Here is a 20,114-nt window from a genome sequence, read left to right as displayed (position 1 = left end):
ATACTGACTTGTCTGTTTGCCTTTTTCGCTAAACTTGATCACTAGACATAGCCAGTTCTTTTGTCATGTTCAGAGTGACGAAATACTCTTTAACTATTTGCGCCCTAAACTTTGAGCTCGCCCGTTTTAGCTAGCTCAAATTTCAACACACATAAAGTCTTCCCCTTCAATAAAGCCATATCGATTGATGCGAGCTTTTATCCAATTAGAAAAATCTCGGCCAAGTTTATTTAGGGCGCTTCCAGTAAGTGATAATAAGCCAGCAACCCGCAATGGATTACTGCCTTAATAGATTATTTTCGACCTTTAAAGAAAGCTACAATAGCGTCGATCGGCATCCAAAGCTTAGAGGTGTGCTCTTCCTTCTCAAAGAAGATGAAGCCGCGATTCTGATAATTTTTTACGAACTCATCGTCTCTTTGGCATCGACAAATAGTCCAACGACGTGAATATTTTCATTTATCAGCAAGGTTCGCCGCATTGTATCGACTACCATGATCTTGGCGATGCCCTGCCCTTGGTAGCCTTTGTCCACGCCCATTCTGGCTAGTGTCACGCCGGGCAATAGGTTAGGGTATTTCTTATAAAGTTTGTGAGGAACAGGAATTTTGACCTCAATATTGCTGAGCGAGTAGAAGCCCGCAATGTCAGTTTCATCGTTCCTTTCTAGAACAAACGTCCTAATCTATTGGGGTCAGATGAAAAACTATTCTATTTTTCATCTGACCCCAAATTCAAGATCAAGATCAAGATCAAGATCAAGATCAAGGTGCGGGTGGGGTCAATGGAGAGGATTCAAGTATACGGTCTAAAATCAAAATTATTTCTTTGGCAAGAATCCCATTAGAGTCAAAAGCTCGATACTCTTTGTTTAGATCATCGCGCTCTCTTTTGATCGACTGAAAATAATTTGAGCACTCAACAATATCTGAACAAAGTACATCTAACTGATGAATTTTATAAAGCCTAAAAGAGCCTTTGTTTTTATGACTGCCCCAATCTTCATCACTAAAGTTTTTTTGCGCAAACATCTCAACCCTATTAATTTCCTCGCTATGTTCAGCAATTTCATCTTTAAAAACTTTACCAGACTCCTCAGAGAAAAATCTTCTATTACATTCACCTTTAAATACAACTAAACAAGCAATAATTTTTTCTCTATTATAAACAAAGCATCCCAAACCATTTTCCAATATCATTTCAAACATATATTTTAAATTCGAAAGAGACCTTCTATCAAAATAAAAAGTATTATTAAAACCAAATAAATTCGATCCACAATCACTAAAAACCAAACTTCGCTTAAAAAAAGAAGAAGAATCAACATCACCTTTGTAATAATACAATAAAAAATATAACAATCTAAATTCTTCTTCATCCATTCCACTTTTAAAAACATCAAAATAGAAACTATACTTCCCCGCATCTTCAAGAAGATTTTTATTTTGCTCTATAAACTTAAAAAACTGAACAAAAAAAAGAAAATACTTTTTATAAAAACTACCATTTATTAAAAAATCACCTTCCAATTCTTTATAATTACAATCACTTTTAAATTTATTTTCTATATAACTAAAACCATCGAACATCTCCACTTTTTCCTGAAGCATATTACCAGACCTAATTTGATATTTTTTAATTACAGAATTATGCCTATCAATAAGATTAAAAAATGTCGTTTCGAACTGTTGTAACTGAATAGTTTGATATTGAGCATCCATGACTTGCATTTGTTTCTGAACACGCAAATCAGATCTATGAAATTGCCACCAAATAAATAAAATACTCGCCGTAGACAACACAGGTCCAAGAACGCCACCAAAATAACTACCAAATGATCCCCAATCATCACTGTTTTTAGACGGCAATGAGCCGACATTGCTGACGTATGCCCACCAACAAGCCACTGATATCAATACAACGACAGCTACAATGGCGATTAATACAACATAATTTAAGGAATTCTTAGGGCCTTTTTCATTCATGAATGGGTCATCTTCGATAGGAGGTTGTAGTATTTTTGATCATAGCACTTATTAAACTATGAATTCCTTTTGGGGTCAGATAAAAATTAAAAACTATTTTCCATCTGCCCTCCAAACTCTATGTTTAATCTATCCTAGAATCTATTGGAGCCAGATGAGAATTAAGCTATTTTTCATCTGACCTCAAATTCTAGTCGAACCAGCTTTTGGTTCTATTTATTACAAGATCGATAACTAGAAAAATCCAGCTGGAAAAATAGTAATTCCTTTTGGACAAATCGTAATCACGGCTAAAAAAGCATTAAATAACAAGCTTCTAAACGCAATTGGTTCCTTACAACATAGCTCTTTCTCTTCTTCTTTCTAAAGTAACGACTGTCATCTATTAGAATTAATGTAATTTTATGACATAATCGCCACATCAGATAATCAAGTGCATTTACGCTCAAGTGCTGAAAAAAATTATTCAGCACTTGTTTAGCACTAAGCCACTAAAAACATCTATTTTCGATTATGAAAGACTAAATTAATGACTGCTACAGACACCACCAATCACAGCGAAACACCTTTAACATCAAACACTAAGCTTGATCGACGCTTCTCTATAGCACCCATGATGGATTGGACGACGAGCGATTACCGAGTGTTCGCTCGTACATTAAGCAAGAATACGCTGCTTTATACCGAAATGGTGACGACGGGCGCTTTGTTGTATGGCAATAATCCTGAACGCTTTTTGCATTATGACGAATGTGAACACCCTCTTGCCTTGCAACTAGGTGGTTCTAACCCGGTCGATTTGAGTAAGTGCGCTAAGCTTGCCGAGCAAGCGGGTTTTGATGAAGTTAATTTAAACGTAGGTTGCCCAAGCGATCGCGTGCAAAACAGCATGATCGGTGCTTGCCTGATGGAGCACCCAGACAAAGTCAAAGACGCCATGCGCGCAATGCAGGATGCTTGTAGTATTCCGGTGACCATCAAGCACCGTATTGGCATAGACGATCAAGAGGAATACAGTGTAGTACGTGACTTTGTGGGTGATATTGCCACTACTGGCACCAACACTTTTATTGTTCACGCCCGAAAAGCGATTCTTCAAGGCTTAAGCCCGAAAGAAAACCGCGAAGTACCACCACTGAAATATCATTATGTACACCAGTTGAAACAAGACTTCCCAGACCTTGAAATCATCATAAACGGTGGCATTAAGACCATAGCAGAATGCCAAGAACAATTAGAGCACGTCGATGGCGTTATGATCGGCCGTGAGGCGTACCATAACCCTTGGATTTTAAGCCAAATAGACGAGCAGCTTTTTGGCGGACAATCATTGGTCGCCAACCGTTTTGAAGCGCTTGAAAAGTTTGTGCTACACATGGAAGCCCGTATGGCTGAAGGCGCACGACTGTCGCACCTAACTCGCCACATTTTAGGCATTTTCCAAGGCGAACCTGGTGGCAAACAATTCCGACGCTATCTTTCAGAAAATGGTCATCAACTTGACGCAAAGATAGACGTATTATTAGAGGCCATTGAATTGGTCAAAAATCATCAACGTAAAGGATAAGAGCAATGAGCAACAAGTTATCTCAATTAAAAGAGTTCACTACCATTGTGGCTGACACCGGCGATATCACGGCAATCAAAAACTTCTTGCCAGAAGATGCGACCACAAACCCTTCTTTGATGCTTAAAGCTTCACAAATCCCTGAATATGCCCCTTTTCTAGACCAAGCCATTGCATGGGCCAAAGAACAAAGCGATAACAAAGACCAGCAACTGATCGACGCAAGCGACAAGCTAGCGGTTATCGTAGGTACTGAGATTCTTAAATACGTACCGGGCCGTATTTCTACAGAAGTCGACGCACGTTTGTCATACGACACTCAAGGTACGATCGAAAAAGCGCATCGTTTAATCAAGCTTTATGAAGAAGCTGGCGTTACTCGTGACCGCATCTTGATCAAAGCCGCATCCACTTGGGAAGGCATCAAAGCCGCTGAGCAGCTAGAAAAAGACGGCATCAACTGTAACCTAACGCTGCTTTTCTCTTTCGCTCAAGCGCAAGCGTGTGCAGAAGCGGGTGTATTCCTAATCTCTCCATTCGTGGGTCGTATCCTTGATTGGTACAAAAAATCAACGGGCGAAGAATACACTGCAGAGACCGATCCAGGCGTTGTGTCTGTTACTGAAATCTACAACTACTACAAAGAACATGGCTACAAAACTGTCGTTATGGGCGCAAGCTTCCGTAACATCGGTGAAATCGAGCAACTTGCAGGTTGTGATCGTTTGACTATCAGCCCTGCCCTGCTTGAAGAACTGAAAAAAGACGAAAGCCCACTAGAGCGTAAATTGATCCCGACAACGGACGTAAAACCTGCACCAGAAGCCATTTCTGAACAGGCTTTCCGCTGGGCAATGAACGAAGATGCGATGGCAACTGAGAAGCTTGCTGAAGGCATTCGTAACTTTGCGGCAGACCAACGTAAACTAGAAACGACTTTGGTTGCTATGCTGTAATAGGTTAATCACCTAGTAACAAGCAGACGATGTAAAAACGCGACCTAGGTCGCGTTTTTTATGCATCCAAATCAAGTAATAAGGGCAAGACATTGAACGAAAAGATGACAGAATTCGACAAAATGCGCCAAGGGCTCGCGTTCAATGGCATAGACACAGATTTACGATTACGTCGTGAAGCCGCTCGTTTGGCCTGCGCCAAATACAATGCTCACCCAAGTAAGGGCAATCTGCGCCACATTACTCGGCTCTTCGCTGAATTTGGTAGCCTAGTGATTGAACCCGGTTTCCAGTGCGACTATGGCACTCAGATTCACATTGGAGAACGAGGCTACATTAATTTCAACTGCGTCTTTTTGGACAGCGCTCAGATCACTCTTGGCGATGATGTTTTAATTGGTCCCGGTGTTCATCTTTATACGGTCGACCACCCTCGCGATGCAGCAACAAGAGCCGCAGGCGAATGCCATGCTAAGCCTATCTCGATCGGCAACAAGGTATGGATTGGCGGTGGCGCAAAGATACTACCCGGCATTACCATTGGCGATAACGCCATTATTGGTGCGAATGTCGTCGTAACACGGAACGTAGCAAACAACGAGCGCTATCTCGGTTAAGCCTTCATAGCCACTTACGTTACAAAGCATCTAATGCCTGCTTTACCGCGGCATCACAATGCAGCGCAGTGATATCAAACAACCTTATCAGCGTATCTTCAGGCTTTATCAACAAAGCAATTTCCATGCAGCCCAAGATAATTGCTTGACCCCTTGGCCGACTAACTCATTGATGATGCGCAGATATTCGTGGCGAGAAGCGTCGTTGATGTTTTCGAGGCACCACTCGTTATAAATAATTCCTTAAAAATCAACGCTATTAATTATGACTTTCTCAGAATACCATTACCCTAATGACTGAGCGACACCTTGGTTCAGGGTGGAATAATAACTTGCAGTTGACTCCCAACTCATACCACCAATTACGCCTATTGTTTTCACTCTGTGTTCCTCTGCATCAATCCATTAAGACAAATAACCTTACCTAATCACCAATACGGCACCCAGAATAATGGCTCAAAAAAAAACCTGATGAGCATGACTCATCAGGTTTTTATAACAATACGACTTCGCCTACGGCAAGCCTATAAAACAACGTGAAGTACTATTTAGCAGTAGCGCTCTGTACGGACAATGCCGCGTCGCTACTAGGCAAGCTTTTCGAGGCTGCATCGTCATTAGACTTAATAACTTCTGTGCCAGCGCGGTCTGTTTTCACGCTATTGTCTGTCGATGTTTTTTTAGAGGCTGGTAACGTGACGTTTGCAGTTGAGTCGGCTGCTGGTTGTGTCGTGTCAGAGGAATCCGTATCGCCCCAACTGTCAGTACCGTCTTCATCACCCCAACTATCGGTATCATCGCTACTTTCATCACCCCAGCTGTCTTCAGAGTCTGATTTGTCTTTCGCTGATGATTGAGGTGGATGACCGTCATACACTTCATTTTGTCGAGTCTGCAAATAAACATCACGAATAAAACTGTAACGATCACCAATAATAAGCGATTCAGCAGATAAGAAACTGGCGCGTTTTTGTACCACGTACAAAGCCCAGCGCCCGAGATTTTGATCTTCATTAAGATCCAGCTCATCAACCGGGTCATAATTAAACAAGTCGACAACGGTACCACCAGCATCACGAACCGTAGATGGCCCTAAGAAAGGCAGTACAAGGTAAGGCCCATTCGACACGCCCCAATACCCTAGTGTTTGTCCGAAATCTTCATCGTATTTACGAATGCCTAAGGATGAGGCCACATCAAATAAACCAAACACACCAACCGTTGAGTTGATGACAAATCGCCATGTAGAGCCTACGAAGGCGTTCTTCTTACCTTGTAAAGCACTGTTTGTCAGGTTTGAAATCTCACCTATATTAGAAAAGAAATTACTCACCCCTGTTTGCATGAACTCGGGGGTCACTTTTTGATAGCCTTTCGCAACGGGCTTTAAAAAATACCCATCTAAAACGCTATTAAATGAAAACATGGCACGGTTGAAGCCTTCCCATGGGTCTGCAGGATCTGTTGCTACAGTGTTGTCAGCCGAATTAACAGTGCTGTCGGTTGAATTAACAGCACCGGCACTAGCATCACTGCTTGTTCCGTCAGCACGTAATTTGGCATTGTCTGCATTATCTTTAACAGCCTCACCTGAAACGGCTTTTTTCGGGGATGCCTGCTTATCTGCGTTCACACTAGATGATTCTGCAATCGGCACTGCGGCTTCTGGTGACCCAGCACCGTCAGGCGATTTACTTGCACAGGCGCTTAAGGTAACACTAAGTAACCCCGCCATTATCCAGGTTGTCGACCTTCTCATCACTATTGCCTTCATTAATTATCTGCCCTAAACAAGTTTTTTGACGCCTTGCCATTGTTTATTCAATCGCTTATCTGAAATAGGCTCCAATGTGCCAACAGACTGCGCAAACAATGAAATACGATATTCTTCTAACATCCAACGATATTTTATTAACTCAGGATCATAAAGAGACTTGTCATCGTGGGCTTTCTTCTGCCTTGAATACGTCTGCCAAAGACCTTCTAACTGAGTAACATAGTTGTTTTCTTTATTTAAATGATTTTGAAAGCGCTCTAAACGCACCTCAACCCCTTTAAAATAACGCGGTAACTGACCTAACCAAAATAGTGGCGTATTGCCAATAAAACCTGGATAAATCAAACTTTCAAGCTGGACTTTAATGTCCCCATAAACACGTGTCCAAGGCAAAGGAATACTGCCTTTCATCCTTTTTGCCACACCTTGATATGAAGACAACACCCGATACAATTGGTTCGCCATCTCATTCGCGATGCTAATTAGTTGCTGTTTGTGAGCCACCATGCAGTGCTCAAATTCAGCTTTGCTACGCGGTAATGGACGACCATCCAAAAAGACCTTGTCTAAAATGGCATTCAATAAGTCATTAAGCAGTACCTCTTTTTGCCCTAAAGGCGAAAAGATCAACATTGACTCTTTAATATGCGGCAAGTTCTTTTGTAAATAACGAACCTCTTTTTGCAGCGCCTTTTTCAGCAAGGCAATCACGCCTTTTCGATGAGACTCCAAAGCCGTATTTTGATCATCAAACATTTTTAGAGAGACTGTTTCTCCCGTTGACACTAACGCAGGAAACGCAGTGACTTTAATGCCTGCTTGTTTGATTTCTTGTCGCTCAGGAATATCTTGATCAGGCCACTCCGTTAAGTCGTCTTGCTCGTGCTCTTTAGTACCAAACCGGGCAAAGCTTTCTTCTACCAAATCGCTAAATTGCGCTTGAAGCTGAGCAAGGTCTTTACCAATACCCAGTACTTTCCCACGTTCATCAACCACTTCTAACGACAGCGTTAGATGCGTTTCTAATTTGTCTGGCGTCCACTCATTTAGAGGAATTTCGATCAAGGTTTCACGCTTAATTTGCAAACTCAACTGTTCGAGCAGGTCCCCTTTATCTTGCGAGAGGTTCGGATACACCCGATCAACAAACTGAGGAATCGGCACAAAACGACGACGCAATGCCTTGGGCAAAGCACGTAACAATGCTTCACAGCGCTCTTTTATAAAGCCTGGCACCGCCCAGCCCAAATCATCTAGGTTCAACTGTCGTAGTAACCCCACTGGCACTTTCAGTGTCGCGCCATCGGTGGTTTTACCCGGCTCAAAGCGATAATCAATCGGCAGTGCCACACCGTTTAAGCCATACGAGTCAGGGAACGCAATGTCGTCCACGGTAACGTCTTGATTAATAAGATCGTCCCGGGTCATAACCAATGCATCTGGGGATTTTTTCGAAAAATATTCAAGACTCTTCTGGTTCAGAACATCTTGCGGGATTCGCTGATTATAAAAGGCAAACACCGCTTCATCGTCCACCAAAATATCGCGCGTACGCAACTTAGCCTCTTGTGTTTCAAGAACGTCCACCAGCGCTTTATTTTTACGATAAAAAGCCTGTTTAGTACGCATCTGCCCTTCAACCAAGCCACTACGGATCAAAATCTCGCGTGTTTCTTCAGGTTCAATGCGTCCGTAATCCACGCCTCGTTTGGCCACAATGATCAGGCCGTACAGAGACACTTGCTCTTGAGCCATGACGCGACCTTGATTGCGTTCAAAGTGCGGATCAAAATACTGTCGCTTCACAAAAGGCTCTGCAAACTCTTCAATCCATTCTGGGTCAATGCGCGCGGCAACTCGCGCATACAACTTGCTGGTTTCCACAAGTTCTGCCGCCATCACCCATTGCGGCGGTTTTTTAAACAGCATAGAACCCGGAAAGATCGACACTTTACGCGAGCGGCAACCCAGCATTTCTTTGCTGTCATCCATTTTATTCGCCACTTGCGTAAACAAGCCTGCCAACAAAGAACGATGAATCGCTTCGTAGTTGCGATTTTCGTGCTCAACTTCTTTAAAACCCAACTGTTTGCACGCGATCAAAATTTGGCGATGAATATCACGCCATTCTCGCATTCGCATAAAGTTTAAAAATTGCTTACGACAGAACTGACGCAGCTGATTTTGTGACAAGGCTTGGCGTTGCTCTTCATAACGTTCCCATAAATTAAGAAACACCACAAAGTCAGAATCTTCATCTTTGTCTTGCGCATGAGCTTGATCGGACTGTGTTTTCTTATCTTGAGGACGCTCTCGTGGATCAGGAACAGATAAAGCACTGACAATCACGGCCACTTCTTTCAACACGGATTGCTTTTCGGCGGCAATCAGAATACGGCCTAATTTAGGGTCGATCGGTAACTTGGCCAGTTGGCGACCAATTGGTGTCAGCTGCTCGCCTTTTAACGCGCCAAGTTCTGTCAACGCTCGATAACCGTCATTGATCATGCGCCGTTCTGGCATTTCTACAAACGGAAATTTCTCGACTGGTCCCAAGCGCAGATTGGCCATCTGTAAAATAACCGATGCCAAGTTCGTGCGGAAAATTTCTGGATCAGTAAATTCAGGGCGTGTGGCGAAATCCGCTTCATCATAAAGGCGAATACAAATACCGGCGGCGACACGACCACATCGACCGGCACGTTGATTGGCACTTGCCTGACTGATCTTTTCGATCGGTAATTGTTGCACTTTAGAGCGCACGCTGTAGCGACTCATTCGCGCCAAACCAGGGTCGATCACGTAACGAATGCCCGGCACGGTTAATGAGGTTTCCGCTACGTTAGTTGATAAGACAATACGACGCCCAGAATGGGATTTGAAAATTCGCTTCTGTTCACTGGTACTCAAACGCGCATATAAAGGCAATACTTCGGTGTTTCTCAGCTCCGCTCGGCGTAAAATTTCCGCGGTTTCACGGATCTCTCGCTCACCCGCCAAAAAGACCAAAACATCGCCAGCACCACGATAGCCAGAGGCTCTTTCTTCTTGGATCAATAATTCGACCGCATCAAGAATACCTTGCTCCATGCTTTGATCTTCGTCCAACGTGTCGGAATCTGATTTACTCAGTAACGGTTGGTAACGCACTTCAACAGGATAGGTTCGACCAGACACTTCAATAACAGGCGCATTATCAAAATGTGCCGAAAAGCGATCCACATCTATGGTTGCGGACGTGACTATGACTTTCAACTCAGGGCGCGCAGCCAGTACACGCTTTAAATACCCTAATAGAAAGTCGATATTTAAACTGCGCTCATGAGCTTCATCAATGATGATGGTGTCATATTTATAGAGCATTTTGTCTTGCTGGATTTCCGCCAACAGAATACCGTCAGTCATTAACTTGATTAACGTCTCTTCGTTGCTTTCGTCGCTAAAACGAACCTGAAAACCCACTTGCTCACCAAGCTTAACTTGCATCTCGTCACTGATACGCTCAGCCACACTGCGCGCCGCGATACGTCGTGGTTGCGTATGACCAATCAGACCAGCAATACCACGGCCTGCTTCAAGACACATTTTAGGCAACTGTGTCGTTTTACCTGACCCCGTTTCACCAGCAATAATGATGACTTGGTTTTCTTGAATTGCCTTAATGATTTCTTCAGATCGCTCGGCTACAGGCAAGCTAATATCATAAGTAATTTTAGGTAATCGACCTAGCCGTGCCTGAAATAAAGCCTCAGACTTTGCAATCATGGCATCCAATTCAGACACCATGCGGTCAAAGGGTAATCCGTCTTTTTTACGTTTGGCTAACTGCTCTTGTTTACGAGCAATAAGATGACGATCACGCATCATCACATCAGTAATTGGCATAGTAAGTACACTAATATCCTAGTTAATTGGCGCTAATAAGAGAGTTGTAAATACTGAGAAAAAAACGCGCCGTTTATATCTATATAGTTGGAAATTCTAACATTAATCCCTATCAAGGGGTTATAGTGAACGCAATTTGCTGCACTACTTTTGGCGTGTAGCGCTCTTCAATAGATCAATGAATAAGGAAATAGCATGTCTCAGCAAGTATTTGAAGATAACTCTCTTACTATCGGCAATACCCCCTTGGTTCGTCTAAACAAAATTGGCAATGGAAATATCTGGGCGAAAGTAGAATCCCGCAATCCTGCTTTCTCTGTGAAATGTCGAATTGGCGCAAATATGGTTTGGGATGCTGAGAAGAAAGGCATACTGACAAAAGGTAAATCTATCGTTGAGGCATCCAGTGGAAATACCGGTATTGCACTGTGTTTTGTCGCTGCATCACGCGGTTATCCTATCACTATCACTATGCCATCAAGCATGAGCGTAGAACGCCGCCAAGTCATGAAAGCTCTTGGTGCTACGATTGTTTTGACTGAGCCTGCCAAAGGCATGAAAGGCGCCATCGAAAAAGCAGAAGAAATAGCGAAAGACGATACTTTTGTTGCGTTACAACAATTTGATAACCCAGCAAACCCAGAAATTCATGAAAAGACCACAGGTCCAGAAATTTGGAAAGACACCAATGGTGATATTGATATTTTAGTCTCTGGTGTCGGCACAGGAGGCACCATTACAGGCATCAGCCGCTACATTAAAAATACGCAAGAAAAAGCCATTTTAAGTGTCGCAGTAGAACCGACTAATTCACCGGTTATCACACAAACACTCAACGGTGAAACACCGACACCCACACCCCATAAAATCCAAGGTATTGGCGCTGGATTTATTCCAAAAAATCTAGATTTGTCTATCATTGACCGTGTTGAGCAAGTCACCAATGAAGACGCTATTGCTATGGCCAAACGCCTAATGCGCGAAGAAGGTATTTTGTGTGGTATTTCTTGTGGCGCCGCGGTTGCAGCGGCAGAAAGACTGAATAAAATGGCGGAATTTCAAGATAAGAAAATCGTGGTAATTCTACCAGATTCAGGCGAACGTTACTTATCTACCGCTTTGTTTGAAGGCGAATTCAGCGACAATGAATTAGTCCAGTAATCAATACATGATCGATCATATCGTGGTTGATCTTCTCACTATTAAATAGCCAGTTAGATAAATAAAAACCAGACAGACACTGATCCCGTGTTTGTCTGGTTTTTTATGCTTAGCACCGCACTTAGACCTTAGTGTCTTGTGAAATTCTCTATTCGCTAGGCTTTTTCTGAAATACGACTTCGCCACCTTGGAAAACGCATAGTTCCCCTGGCAGCATTTGCGCCCATTCCTCGTCATGCGTCAGCGGTTGAGTGGCAATCACTGTCACTACGTCTTTATCACTGGTCACTTCTTGAAAATTTATGCTGATGTCTTCATCAGACAATGTGGCTTTTTTAAACGGCGCCCGTCTAACAATCCAATGTAGCTTAGTAGTACAGAAGCAATACAACGCAGTACCATCGGACAACATCATGTTAAAAACACCTTTGTCTTTCATCTGCAACGCCAGCTCAGTAATCGCCTCAGCAAGGATAATGAGATCAGGTTCTTGCTCTCCAAAACGAGTCGATAACTGCTCTATCATCCAGCAAAAGGCGCGCTCTGAATCGGTACTGCCTAATGGCTGATGCATTCCGACAGGCAATAATTCAGCCCCTTCAAGCTGGCCATTGTGCGCATAAGTCCAGGTTTTTCCCCAGAGAACTCGACTAAACGGATGCGTATTAGGCAAACTTACCGCCCCTACATTTGCTTGGCGAATATGACTAATTACTATGTCACATTTTAGCGAACTCTTGCTCATCACCTCTGCTAAATCTGAATCACAACTCGGTCGCGGATCATGCATGGTCCAAACATGACCATCTCGATACATAGCCATCCCCCAGCCATCACGATGCGGACCTGTTCTACCACCGCGGGCTATTAACCCTGAAAAACTAAAACAAATGTCGGTAGGGACATTTGCACTCATACCTAACAACTCACACATCGTCTGATTCTTCATCCTGATAACGGCTTCTCGGCGCAGATCGTCGAGAAAAAATAAATACTAATAAAATAAGAATGAAAGCAACGAAGCCAATAACTGCGTAGATAAACCAGCTGGTCTGAGTCATAGTGGTGACTTCTTTGGTTACTTTTTCTACTATCCCCTTATTTGGCTTGTCATCAGTTTGCGCGACAGGTTCATCTTGAACTTGTGTCGTTCCAACATTGACGACATCCACATTCGGCGGCACAACCAACCCATTTACTACCTGATTCTGAGGCAAAGTCTCGTCACTATTTGGCTCATCTTGCGCTCTAGTAAGATTGCCTATTTGAATATTGATCTGGTCATTCTCCTGACGCTCAATAGTCCAAGTTGGAGTGCTGTATTTAAGTTTTTCGCCTGACTGAGTGACACCCACTAATTCGGCACTGGCTTTAACAAAAGCATTTGGCGAAATAGGCACTATCTTTTCCCAATAACCTTGACTAATGAAAGGCATGGATTCTAATTTTTGAGAGCCATCGGAGTAAGTCAGCTTAAGTGTTACGCTGGATAATGAAGCGTTAAGTTTGGCGTTGGTAGGACTTACTGAGAAAGTAATTAAATTTGCCCCATTATTTTTAACATCAAAATGCACCGCAGGTTGAACCGTGAAATATTGACGCACCTTACGGGAGAAGGTATCGCCATGAATGGTACTGCTCAACTCATAAAGACCGGGCTTATTAACGCCTTCAATGCGACTTTTGTACTCAGTGCCCACTTGATTCATAGCTACCGTTAATACAGGCGTTTTACTTCCTCCTGCGATTCGCGAGAGTTTCTGTGTAACCGTTGTTGAACCTAGGACGTCAGGCTCACTAACCGGTATCCCGTCTTGGAACAGAGCCACATTTGAATCAATAGCCTCTTTCGTAAAGCTAAGCGGCGCTACTTTAGTCGCTTTCGCCACCAAGCTTGATAGCACTCGAACCTGGGTCCGCATAAGGTTCACATTTTCAACACGCCAATGGCCGGCTTCTGGTTGTGTCACAGTTACTAAGGTGTAATGCGGCGCATCAGAAACATGCACTCCAGGGCGTTCAACTAGTGGGAGACTTTCTCCATTAGGCTGTATAATTTTTGGAACTACCCCAGTCGCGTGCAACATTTCAAATGTCACTTCATCGATATTTGAATCAACATCAAAACCATTATCGATTAAGGGAAGCTCTTCTGCAGGGGAAGCCTGACTATAAATACGATCAAAGGTATCAAGTAAGTCTTCCGGAACCGCCACTTCGGTATGCGTTGCGTTGGTTCGATATGACAAATGATCCAGCAAAGCCTTATCCGTGTAGCCAGTTAGAGAGATGGTATGAAGATGTATCCCTTTCTCCTCTAATTGCTGAGTAATAGCTCCCCATATACGCTGACGAGAAGCCTCGTTGACCTGCTCATCTAAGCTAATATCAACCATACCATCGGTAACCAATATCCATTCTCGATTAAAACCAGGGGCAAGCCCTGCTGTATCCGGTGTTTTAAGGAGCATAGTGAGAATGGACTCAAGATCTGTTTTTAGATCTTCAGTATTATAATTACTAACGTAATTAGCGAGCTTGGCTTTAGAGGAAGGAGTAATCAGTGATTCTGGAAAAAGCACTCTGGGTTTTTCACCAAAAAGCCACACACCTATTGTGGCTTTATTCTCAGGCGCTAGGTCTGAAATAAGCCGTAATGCTTCGGCGGTGATTTTATTAGGATCACTGGTTTGCATGCTACCAGAAGCATCGACAATAATTCGAAATTGAGTATCAGCCTGGCTAAAAGAAGACCATAAGGAAACAAAAACAAAACAAAGCACTACACCTATCTTCAACTGTTTCACTAGCGACCACCTCTTGGTGTTATTAGGGCTGAATCAATACGACATCCAGTTAAAATCAGTCGACGTCATAAGGCTCTGGAAGACCGTGAACCCACTTGATTATATGGGTTTCCCAATCCTCTTCGTCAACCGACTTTTCACTTATTGCGTAATCACGAACACTTAAACCTTGACGCAACATTTCCTTATTATTACCGACAACCAACGGGTGCCAATTCGGCAAATCGCCCGTTTCATGCAGCACTCGATAGCTGCAGGTATCAGGTAACCAATGAAATGTTTCTATTTGATCCGAGGTCAGTGTAATGCATGAGGCGACTTTCATTTGTCGCGTGTCATACACCTTACACTGACAAGCTGAAATATTGAGCTGTTCACAGGCAAGATTGGTGTAGAACACATCTGCAGTGTCTTCATCTTCCAGTTTTTGAAGACAACACTTTCCACACCCATCACAAATCGACTCCCACTCAGGATCGCTCATTTGATCCATTGCCGTTATCTTCCAAAACGGCTCATAACGCTTAGCAATCATAATCAGTAAACCGCCTCAGTTGGCGTTTTATAAAGATCTAATAAATACTCATCTTTCACAGGAGGAAGTTGCAAATAAAACCCAGTTTCCCGAATCCCTTTAATGACTTTTTCCGTATCCGCACGAGCTAATTTCTGTTCTTTTGTTAACAACATCGTCATGGCACTAATGCCTGCGCCGAATCGTTTCATTAGCTCTTCTGGTATTTCTTTTAGGCCAGTCTTCTTCTCTACGTATAAATACATGCCATCATGCTTAGACGAGCGAAAAACTTCGACAATCAAATGTTGTTTCATAGTTTTCTCAAGGTTTTAATGTTCTATTTCGGCTTTTTTGAAACGTTCAAGCACAGGATCAATAATCACTTCTCGACGCCAGCCAGTCATCGCAGGGTTCTGCCAATCAATAACAGAGCCATCAAATAGATGATGAACCAATGGCTCTAACAACTTACGCTTTAACATCGCTTCTGGGGCTATTTCTAATGCCTGAGCGCGCTCACGGCTATACGCCTTAATCGCTTTCGTCAAATCCCCTGCTTGTGACGGCAGCGGTGTTTCTAAAGGCAATTGAAGCTCATCTTCAGAAAGGTTTTTTACCAGAGCTACCATTCCCAAGATTTCATCGCCATACAATCGATGTTGTTTGCCAGTCAGCTCTTCCGTTTCAGAAATTGCTTTATGATGATCTGGCAATGTTTTCCCTAATGCCCATAATGTTCTGTCTTTAAGGATTTGGCCTTTGGGAATGTTTTCTTTTCTAGCTTGCTCATCTCGCCAAATAAACAACATGCGCAGCAACGTGAGCCCTTCAGGCGATAGACGCCAAGCCGTTTTTACATTTGCCCAGTTTTGTTCTGGGTCTGCGTTCATTTGATGTTGCCATTTTAAGGATTCACAATCCTCTAGCACCCAATCCAGCATGTTTTTATCTTCTAGCTTAGCTACCTGTAAAGGGTAAAGCTGAGCTAAATACACGACATCTAATGCTGCATAACGCTTTTGCGCATCCGTTAATGGTCGTTGTATCCAATCAGAACGCGTTTCGTCTTTCGCCACTTCGATATTTAAATAAGAGGCAACCAGCTTCACATAACTCAAAGACCACTGAGCGCCAGCATAGGCCTCACCGATCTGAGTATCATAGAATGGCGTAGGCAGCACACCCAACAAACGCTCGAACACATCTAAATCTTCTGAGCAGGCGTGAAATACTTTCATGACGGATGGATTAACCATTAGAGCGCGAAGCGGCTCCCATTGATCAATTGTTAGCGGATCAATTAACACCGCCTTCTCACCTTCACTGATCTGGATCAAACCCGTTATTGGGAAGTAGGTTGTACGGCGAATAAACTCAGTATCAACGGCAATTACTGGCAATTCAGCCCAGTACTTACACCACGTTGCTAACGAGTCATTGTCCGCTACCCATACAATATTCAGTGCTTGATCTTGGTTTTCCATTCTAGAGTGTTTTCCGTCCCTCTAGCGCTAACGCCAGAGTGTTGCCATCTACGTATTCCAACTCACCACCCATGGGAACACCATGAGCAATGCGACTGACGTTGATGTTTTTGGATTTTAATTTCTCAGCGATATAGTGACATGTCGCTTCGCCTTCTACGGTTGAATTAGTCGCTATAATGGCTTCTTCTACTTGATTATAGATCACTAAATTTTCTAGATGATCTAAACCCAATTCTTCCGGGCCAATACCATCAATGGGTGAAAGATGACCGAGTAGTACAAAATAGCGACCATCAAACGTTCCTGCCGATTCAATGGCAAGCACGTCTGCTGGTGTTTCAACAATGCATAAATGTGTAGGATCGCGCTCTGGGTCTGCGCAAATGCTGCATTCAGACTCTTCTGTTAAGGTCCGACAACTAGAGCAGCGCCCTACTTTATCCAACGCTTCACGTAGCGCCTTTGCTAATCTATCAGCCCCTTGATGCTCTCGCTCCAAAAGATATAGCGCCATCTTCTGAGCCGATTTTGGGCCAACGCCAGGCAAGCAACGCAACGACTCGATAAGCTCTTTAATTAAGGGACTAAACAAACAAAGCTCCTAGAAAGGCATTTTAAAACCAGGAGGTAAAGACATGCCAGCGGTCGCTGCATCCATCTTCTCTTTCTGGCTCACTTCAATATTACGAACTGCGTCATTTACCGCCGCAGCAATCAAATCTTCAAGCATTTCTTTATCGTCTGCAAACAAAGAATCATCGATAGAAACGCGCTTAACATCATGACGACCTGTCATCAGGATTTTAACAAGACCCGCACCAGATTGACCTTCAACTTCCATATTAGCCACTTCTTCTTGGGCTTGTTGAACGTTTTCTTGCATCTTCTGCGCTTGGCGCATCATGTTGCCCATTCCACCTTTAAACATAACTCTTTCTCCAATTAAACTTTAGCTTTAACAGTATCATAAACCAGTTGAGCACCCATCGTACTGGCGAGGGCTTGAACGACTGGATGTGAATTCAAATGTTCGATCGCGACTTGCAATGCGTCCGCTCGTTTGCTGGCTGCAAACTCTTCTGCGGTCACACCACTGGTGTCTTCAACCGTATCAATAATCAAAGGGACACTTTGCTCAAAAAAGTCACTCAGCGCGCCCTGAATTTGTTCGTATCTTGTCTGATTCAACATGTGCCCATACTCTAAAGGCACTTCCAATTTAATTCCCTGCTCTGTCGCTGAAATCAAACTGGAGTTCATCAATATATTTTGTACCAAGCCCGTCAACGGCAATCTTGGTGCGACCAACCACCAAAGTTTCATGGTCAATTCGCTAAAATGGTGCATCTCTGGCAATGGCATACCCAAAGCAGGTTGCGCCACAGTGTCTGGCGCTTTAGGCTCGTTGCTTTCTTCTTCTACAAGATCCGGCGCAACGACCTCAGTATCAGCGCCTAATGCTTGAACCAACTCCGCTGCTGGATTGAATGGATCAGACACATCAGCAATCGCTCGCTCTTCAGCCTCTTCTTCATCCTCATCTTCGTCGTCATCGGCTTCTACCGTCGCAGGCGCTACCGTAGAAGGTGCTTCTTTTACAAAAGGCACGTCTTTTACGACAGACTCTTCTTTCGTAACAGCTTCAGCCATCCGTTTTTCTGCAATCGACTGTTCTACAATAGCCTTTTCATTAACAGGCACTTCAACAGCTGACTCATCATTCATCAACACAGAGGCGTCTGCTTCTTTATGTGGTGTAGTAGAGCTTTTTTCAATAGGATTATTTTCAACGAAGCTACTTTCAGTCACGTTTTCTTCAAGCGCAACATCCACAGCCGTATTATTCTGCGTCGCTGGCGCGTCTTCCCATGGCGGCCGCTCAGCGTCAGACAGAGGTTCACGGCGCTTAGGGTCACTATGCTTGGATTCACTATACTTGGTTAGTGCATCCTCGGCATTAACGCTTTCTGTAGGAACACCACCAGCGCTCACATCATCAACGGCAACGCTATCAATGACCACATCAGCAACAACCACATCAGCAATATTCGATGCTAAATGGGTTGTTTTTGGCTCTTCAGAATACTCGTCTGCATACCCAGTAGGCATCTCATCTTGCGGCTCAGCGGCTGTCACTTCCAACTCAGCAGACAAGGTTCCTGATGGTTTTATTGACGACGAATTTATTGGCGCTTCAGTACGTGGTGGCTCTGCATAAGAAACTGACATTGGCGGCGTAGGCCTAAAGGCGATCAAACGCAACATCAGCATTTCAAAACCAGAACGTACCGTATGTGATAAATGCAAATCTCGACGACCAATCAACAAGCTTTGGTACATGAGTTGAATTTCTTCAGGGCTCACCGTCGCGGCAATATGCTGAATACGATCCAGATCGCCTTGCTGATCCAGTAAAGCCCCTGGCACCTGCTGTTCAACAGCAACTCGGTGAAGGGTGTCCAGTAAGCTCCCGCAAATAGCAACAAAGTCTGGCTGATAATCCGCCAACGCGTCTATTTTCTGCAAAACTAGCGCGGCGTTTTTACTCGCCACACAGTCTAATAGGTCCAATATTTGCGCTTGATTCACCAAGCCCAACATGGCCGTCACCCCAGTTTCTGAGATGGTGCCGTTACCAAAGGCAATAGCCTGATCCGTCAAACTTAATGCATCACGCATACTGCCATTGGCAGCTTGACCTATTTGCCACAACGCAGGCTGATCATAGGAAACCTGTTCCGTGGTCAATACAGTCTCTAGGTAATCTACCACTCGTTGTGGCGTCATATTTTTTAGATTGAATTGCAAACAACGGGATAGAATCGTAACAGGAAGTTTTTGTGGATCCGTAGTAGCCAGCAAGAATTTAACATGGGCCGGCGGCTCTTCCAGAGTTTTCAATAACGCATTGAAAGAGTGTGTAGACAACATATGAACTTCGTCTATCAGATAGACTTTAAAACGTCCTCGCGTCGGCGCATATTGGACGTTTTCTAATAATTCTCGGGTATCTTCCACTTTCGTTCGAGAGGCCGCATCGACCTCAATCAAATCGACAAAGCGACCTTCAGCAATTTCGACACAGCTGTCGCAATGACCACAAGGTTCTGGGGAGATGCCGTTAGTTTCGCAGTTTAGGCATTTTGCAAAGATACGGGCAATGGTTGTTTTACCCACCCCTCGCGTACCGCTGAACAAATAAGCATGATGCAAACGTTGCTGACGAAGCGCATTGACCAAGGCTTGTAATACATGGTCTTGCCCTGCCATTTCAAGGAATGTTTGTGGCCGCCATTTGCGTGCTAAAACTTGATAACTCATGATAGATACTGGCTAATAAAAAGCGATTTTTTCA

Annotated in this window: 16 protein-coding genes; 4 read left to right on the top strand and 12 right to left on the bottom strand. The window is 43.7% G+C overall.

Going from position 1 to position 20,114, the window contains the following annotated elements:
- Positions 1-135 precede the first annotated feature (135 nt).
- Positions 136-273, bottom strand: a complete 138-nt coding sequence (locus E0D70_RS17790; protein WP_133012148.1) for an antA/AntB antirepressor family protein — start codon at positions 271-273, stop codon at positions 136-138.
- Between the two features lie 491 nt (positions 274-764).
- Positions 765-1,985, bottom strand: coding sequence for a hypothetical protein (locus tag E0D70_RS10020; RefSeq protein WP_133012147.1), 1,221 nt, complete (start codon positions 1,983-1,985; stop codon positions 765-767).
- A 529-nt stretch (positions 1,986-2,514) separates the two neighbouring features.
- Between E0D70_RS10020 and dusA the strand changes: the two genes are divergently transcribed.
- The 3 genes from dusA to E0D70_RS10005 all read left to right on the top strand — a co-directional run bounded on the left by dusA (position 2,515) and on the right by E0D70_RS10005 (position 5,125).
- A complete protein-coding gene (dusA, locus tag E0D70_RS10015; RefSeq protein ID WP_133012146.1) occupies positions 2,515-3,552 on the top strand; it encodes a tRNA dihydrouridine(20/20a) synthase DusA in 1,038 nt (345 codons plus the stop codon).
- 5 nt (positions 3,553-3,557) lie between these two features.
- Positions 3,558-4,508 carry a transaldolase gene (tal, locus tag E0D70_RS10010; RefSeq protein WP_133012145.1) on the top strand — a complete coding sequence of 317 codons (951 nt, stop codon included), beginning with the start codon at positions 3,558-3,560 and terminating at the stop codon, positions 4,506-4,508.
- A 104-nt stretch (positions 4,509-4,612) separates the two neighbouring features.
- On the top strand, positions 4,613-5,125 hold the full coding sequence (locus E0D70_RS10005; RefSeq protein WP_133012259.1) for a sugar O-acetyltransferase: 513 nt from the start codon (positions 4,613-4,615) through the stop codon (positions 5,123-5,125).
- Between the two features lie 544 nt (positions 5,126-5,669).
- Here the strand turns inward: E0D70_RS10005 and E0D70_RS09995 are convergent.
- Together E0D70_RS09995 and hrpA are read right to left on the bottom strand one after the other, a co-directional pair.
- Positions 5,670-6,884, bottom strand: coding sequence for an MlaA family lipoprotein (locus E0D70_RS09995; protein WP_240537059.1), 1,215 nt, complete (start codon positions 6,882-6,884; stop codon positions 5,670-5,672).
- Between the two features lie 27 nt (positions 6,885-6,911).
- A complete protein-coding gene (gene hrpA, locus E0D70_RS09990; RefSeq protein ID WP_133012144.1) occupies positions 6,912-10,787 on the bottom strand; it encodes an ATP-dependent RNA helicase HrpA in 3,876 nt (1,291 codons plus the stop codon).
- 195 nt (positions 10,788-10,982) lie between these two features.
- Between hrpA and cysK the strand changes: the two genes are divergently transcribed.
- Positions 10,983-11,948, top strand: a complete 966-nt coding sequence (gene cysK, locus E0D70_RS09985) for a cysteine synthase A (protein ID WP_133012143.1) — start codon at positions 10,983-10,985, stop codon at positions 11,946-11,948.
- Positions 11,949-12,096: 148 nt separating this feature from the next.
- Here the strand turns inward: cysK and E0D70_RS09980 are convergent, their stop codons facing one another.
- From E0D70_RS09980 to dnaX, 8 genes are read right to left on the bottom strand one after another with little or no spacing between them, the layout of a single operon-like run.
- Complete coding sequence (locus E0D70_RS09980) at positions 12,097-12,882, bottom strand: class II glutamine amidotransferase (protein ID WP_133012257.1); 786 nt, start codon at positions 12,880-12,882, stop codon at positions 12,097-12,099.
- Positions 12,875-14,755 (bottom strand): VWA domain-containing protein, encoded by a 1,881-nt coding sequence (locus E0D70_RS09975; protein WP_133012142.1) that lies wholly within the window; start codon positions 14,753-14,755, stop codon positions 12,875-12,877. Before E0D70_RS09975 ends, E0D70_RS09980 begins: the two co-directional genes overlap by 8 nt.
- A gap of 55 nt (positions 14,756-14,810) precedes the next feature.
- Positions 14,811-15,290 carry a YcgN family cysteine cluster protein gene (locus E0D70_RS09970; RefSeq protein ID WP_133012141.1) on the bottom strand — a complete coding sequence of 160 codons (480 nt, stop codon included), beginning with the start codon at positions 15,288-15,290 and terminating at the stop codon, positions 14,811-14,813.
- 2 nt (positions 15,291-15,292) lie between these two features.
- A complete protein-coding gene (locus E0D70_RS09965; protein ID WP_133012140.1) occupies positions 15,293-15,586 on the bottom strand; it encodes a YcgL domain-containing protein in 294 nt (97 codons plus the stop codon).
- 15 nt (positions 15,587-15,601) lie between these two features.
- The gene (rnd, locus tag E0D70_RS09960) at positions 15,602-16,756 is read right to left on the bottom strand and encodes a ribonuclease D (protein ID WP_133012139.1); all 1,155 of its coding nucleotides are present in this window, start codon (positions 16,754-16,756) and stop codon (positions 15,602-15,604) included.
- 1 nt (position 16,757) lies between these two features.
- Positions 16,758-17,351 (bottom strand): recombination mediator RecR, encoded by a 594-nt coding sequence (gene recR / locus E0D70_RS09955; protein ID WP_133012138.1) that lies wholly within the window; start codon positions 17,349-17,351, stop codon positions 16,758-16,760.
- 9 nt (positions 17,352-17,360) lie between these two features.
- Complete coding sequence (locus E0D70_RS09950; protein WP_133012137.1) at positions 17,361-17,687, bottom strand: YbaB/EbfC family nucleoid-associated protein; 327 nt, start codon at positions 17,685-17,687, stop codon at positions 17,361-17,363.
- Between the two features lie 14 nt (positions 17,688-17,701).
- The gene (gene dnaX / locus E0D70_RS09945) at positions 17,702-20,080 is read right to left on the bottom strand and encodes a DNA polymerase III subunit gamma/tau (RefSeq protein WP_133012136.1); all 2,379 of its coding nucleotides are present in this window, start codon (positions 20,078-20,080) and stop codon (positions 17,702-17,704) included.
- Positions 20,081-20,114 lie beyond the last annotated feature (34 nt).

Origin of the sequence: Marinomonas flavescens (assembly GCF_004352835.1) — a bacterium.
Taxonomy (GTDB): domain Bacteria; phylum Pseudomonadota; class Gammaproteobacteria; order Pseudomonadales; family Marinomonadaceae; genus Marinomonas; species Marinomonas flavescens.
Note: the sequence above shows the minus strand (reverse complement) of the source record. Positions and strands in the feature narration are given on the sequence as shown.